Here is a 3,851-nt window from a genome sequence, read left to right on the forward strand (position 1 = left end):
CTGGCGCTCGACCGCCTCGTGGCGCTGGCCCTGGCACGCAACAACGACGTGCGCACGGCGCAGGCGCGGCTGCGCGAATACCGGGCGCGCATCCAGGCTGGCGCATGAGCGGCCCGGGAGCCGACGCTGTCGGCCGGTTTCTCGCCGGCGCGCGCGCGCGATCGGTCCGTTCGGCACGCCCATCGAGTCCACCGCCATGCAGGGCAGCTTCCAGGCCGCCTACGAACTCGATCCGTTCGGCCGCCTGGCCAATGCGACCGAGGCGGCGCGCCAGGACTACGCGGCGCAGCAGGCGGCGGCCGACGCGACGGCGCTGTCGGTGGCGGCGAACGCGGCGTCCGGCTACCTGAACCTGCGCGGGCTGGACGCCCAGCTGGCCCTCGCGCGCGCCACGCTGGCGTCGCGCCAACGGTCGCTGGACCTGGCGCGGCGGCAGTTCGAGGTGGGCTACAGCTCGCGCCTCGAACTGGCGCAGGCGGAGGCGGAATACCGCGCGACGGCCGCCGTCGTGCCCCAGCTGGAACGGGCGATCACGCAGCAGGAGAACGCCCTCGACATCCTGGCCGGCGCCAATCCGGGCCCGGTCGAGCGGGGCGCGGACCTGGCCCGCCTGACCGCGCCGGCGATCCGGCCCGGCCTGCCGTCCGACCTGCTGCGGCGCCGGCCGGACGTCGCCTCCGCCGAGCGCGCGGTCGCGGCGGCCGACGCCAGTCTCGCGGCGGCGCGCGACCAGATGCTGCCGTCGCTGCGGCTGACGGCGTCGCTGGGCGCGTATGCGCACGACCTGCCGACCTTGCTGTCGTCGCCGACCGCGTTGTGGAGCGTGGGCGGCAGCGTCCTCGCGCCGCTGTTCGACGCGGGCCGGCTGCGCGCCCAGGCCGACATCTCGGCATCGCTGCGCGACCGCGCCGTGTTCGCGTACGAGGCCGCTGTGCGCAGCGCCTTCGCCGACACCGAGAACGCCCTGAGCGCCGTGCAGCGCCTGCGCGAGCAGCTGGACGAGGCCGAGGCGCGCCGGGTGGCGACGAAGGAAGTGCTGCGCATCGCCCACAACCGCTACCGCAACGGCTATTCGTCGTACCTGGAGGAGCTGGATGCCCAGCGCAACGCGTTCAGCGCCGAGACCGGCGTGCTGCAGCTGCGCGCCGCCTGGCTGCAGGCCCACGTCGACCTGTACCGCGCGCTGGGCGGCGGCTGGGCGCCGCTGGAATCGGTCAAATAACCACGAAGGAGGAGAAGCATGATCAAGATCGGGATCATCGTCGGGAGCACCCGGCCCGGCCGCAAGGCGCCGGACGTGGCGCGTTGGGTGCTGGACATCGCCGGCATGCGCGCCGACGCCGTGTTCGAACTGGTCGACATCCAGGACTTCGACCTGCCGCTGCTGGACGAGCCGGTGCCGCCGTCCCAGGGCCGGTATGCGCACCCGCACACGAAGGCCTGGGCCGCCGCCATCGCCGGCTTCGACGGTTATGTCTTCGTCACGCCCGAGTACAACCACGGCACGTCCGGCGCGCTGAAGAACGCGATCGACTTCCTGTACAAGGAGTGGAACAACAAGGCCGCCGGCTTCGTGGGCTACGGCAGCGCGGGCGGCTCGCGCGCCATCGAGAGCCTGCGCCTGGTGATGGGGGAGCTGATGGTCGCCGACGTGCGCGCGCACGTGATGCTGTCGCTGCGCACCGACTTCGAGAATCATGCGACGTTCAACCCGGCCGCGCATCACGAGCAGGCCGTCGACGCCATGCTCGACCAGGTGGTGGCGTGGAGCCGCGCGCTCAAGTCCTTGCGGCCGGATGCGCCGGCCGAGCCGGCCGACGCGCCCCACGTGGGGCAGCGCATGGGCAGCCAGTGACGGCGTGACGGCATGGCGGCGCGGGATTGGCGCTACAATCCTCGCCGCCCATGACGAATCTCCCATCACCGCCGCGGCGCGCGACCTGCGCCGCCTGCCTGCGCGCGCAGAGCGCCTGCATCTGCCGCTGGGTGCGGCCGCTGTCCAGCCGCGCCGACCTGCTGATCCTGCAACACCCGCTCGAGGTGCGCAACGCCAAGAACAGCGCGCGCCTGCTGCACCTGTGCCTGGGCGGCAGCCGGCTCGACGTCGGCGAGGCGTTCGACCCTGCGGTGCTGCACGCGCTGCTGCACGAAGGCGGGCGCGTGCCGTTGCTGCTGTATCCCGGGACGCCGGGCGAGGCGGCCGCACCCGTGCCCGATCCGGTATCGATGGCGCGACCGGAGCGGCTGCGCCTCGTCGTGCTGGACGCCACCTGGCGCAAGAGCCGCAAGATGCTGTACGTAAATCCCGAACTGCAGCGCCTGCCGCGCCTCGCGCTGCACGACGTGCCCGCGTCGGCTTATCGGATTCGCAAGGCGCACGCGGCGCACCAGCTGTCGACGTGCTGGAAGCGGCCGCGCTGGCCCTGGCCCAGCTGGAGGGCGACGCCGCCGCATACCGGCCTCTGCTGCAGGCGTTTGACGGTTTTGTGCAACAACAAGCTGCTCTTTTTCGCGCTTGAACCCTTCCTGAGATCGGCGTACTATACTGTATAAACATACAGCATCTTAAGGAGCGCCGCGTGAATCGGGTCAAAGCAAACGCAAGTCGGGCGGTCAGCCAGGTGGTGTTGCCGTTCCCGCAAAAGTCCGCCGAGGTCGTGCCCATCAACGGGCCCACGAAAGGCCGCGGCGCCGTCACCAACATCCAGGGCCGCTACGAAGTGAACGGCCGCGAGCGTTTCGACGACGGCTGGACCGTGCCGGGATCGGGACGAGGCGCCGGCGCCCCTCAAGACGATCGTCACGGACGAGATCGCGAAATCGATCCTCAGCCGCAACACGTCGCCGGACATCCCGTTCAGCGTGTCGCTGAACCCGTACCGCGGCTGCGAGCACGGCTGCATCTACCGCTTCGCGCGGCCCACGCACGCGTATCTGGGGCTGTCGCCGGGCCTCGATTTCGAAAGCCGCATCTTCGCCAAGGTGAACGCGGCCGACCTGCTGCGGCGCGAGCTGGCGCGTCCGGGCTACATCCCGGAAAACATCGCCATCGGCGCTCAACACGGACGCGTACCAGCCCTGCGAACGCGAGCGCCGCCTCACGCGCGAGGTGCTGGAAGTGCTGTCCGAATGCCAGCATCCGTACGGCCTGATCACCAAGTCGGCGCTGATCGAACGCGACATCGACCTGATCGCGCCGATGGCCGCGAAGGGCCTGGCCTGCGCCGCCATCACCTTGACGACGCTGGACGGCGAGATCTCGCGCACGCTCGAGCCGCGCGCGGCCGCGCCCGCGCGCCGCCTGCGCGCGATCCGCACCCTGACGGAGGCCGGCATCCCCGTCAGCGTGAGCGTCGCGCCGATCATCCCGTTCGTCACGGAGCCGGAAATCGAGCGCATCCTCGAAGCCGCGAAGGATGCCGGCGCCGTCGGCGCCCACTACACGGTGCTGCGCATGCCGTGGGAAGTGAACCCGCTGTTCCAGCAATGGCTGCACGCCCACTTCCCCGACCGCGCCCAGCGCGTGATGAACCGCATCCGCGACATGCGCGGCGGCAAGGACTACGACAGCGATTTCAGCAAGCGCATGACGGGCGAGGGCATCTGGGCCGACCTGATCCGCCAGCGCTTCACGAAGGCCGTCAAGCGCCTGGGGCTGGAAGGCCGCATGAGCCGGTTCAATACCTGCGATCCGTCGCAGTTCCGGCGCCCGCTGGTGGTGCCGAAAACGGTCGTCAGGCCGGCCAGCGCGGCGGCTGCGCAGATGGATTTGTTTTAAAGCGTCTCCGGCACCAGCGACAGCACGTGCGCCGCGACGGGCCGTTCGTGCAGGTTGAGGCGGTTGCGCGCCA

3 protein-coding genes and 1 pseudogene are annotated in these 3,851 nt (G+C 70.9%); all 4 read left to right on the forward strand.

Annotation, left to right across the window (positions count from 1 at the left end; genetic code table 11):
• Positions 1 to 196 precede the first annotated feature (196 nt).
• The 4 genes and pseudogenes from ACWNCF_RS00475 (at position 197) to ACWNCF_RS00490 (ending at position 3,778) form a co-directional block, all read left to right on the forward strand.
• Positions 197 to 1,222, forward strand: coding sequence for an efflux transporter outer membrane subunit (locus ACWNCF_RS00475; protein ID WP_449405635.1), 1,026 nt, complete (start codon positions 197 to 199; stop codon positions 1,220 to 1,222).
• 18 nt (positions 1,223 to 1,240) lie between these two features.
• Entirely contained in the window at positions 1,241 to 1,855 is a 615-nt protein-coding gene (locus tag ACWNCF_RS00480; protein ID WP_449405636.1) for an NADPH-dependent FMN reductase, read from the forward strand.
• A 50-nt stretch (positions 1,856 to 1,905) separates the two neighbouring features.
• The gene (locus tag ACWNCF_RS00485) at positions 1,906 to 2,553 is read left to right on the forward strand and encodes a tRNA-uridine aminocarboxypropyltransferase (protein ID WP_449405637.1); all 648 of its coding nucleotides are present in this window, start codon (positions 1,906 to 1,908) and stop codon (positions 2,551 to 2,553) included.
• A gap of 74 nt (positions 2,554 to 2,627) precedes the next feature.
• A pseudogene (locus ACWNCF_RS00490) lies at positions 2,628 to 3,778 on the forward strand (PA0069 family radical SAM protein).
• The last annotated feature ends 73 nt before the right edge of the window (positions 3,779 to 3,851 follow it).

Source organism: Massilia phosphatilytica, assembly GCF_977014125.1.